General features: G+C 77.4%; 1 protein-coding gene. It reads left to right on the top strand.

Features of this window, described 5'->3' with window-relative positions:
- A partial coding sequence (locus DEH69_RS30800) for an acyl carrier protein (protein ID WP_181727685.1) occupies nt 1-221 on the top strand: 221 nt, incomplete at both ends.

Here is a 221-nt window from a genome sequence, read left to right on the forward strand (position 1 = left end):
CCTGGCCGCGCTGCGCGGGACCGAGGTCGCCCCGGTGCTACGCGGACTCGTGCGCCGGCCGGTGCGGCGCGTCGTCGAGGACGGGATGGCGGCCCGCCTCGCCACCCTTCCCGAGGCCGAGCGAGCCCGAACGCTGCTCGACCTGGTGCGCCGCCAGGTGGCCGCCGTCCTCGGGCATGCGGGCCCGGCCGATGTGGATCCCGAACGGGCCTTTACCGACC

The sequence above is a fragment of the Streptomyces sp. PT12 genome, from assembly GCF_003311645.1.
Taxonomy (GTDB): Bacteria; Actinomycetota; Actinomycetes; order Streptomycetales; family Streptomycetaceae; genus Streptomyces.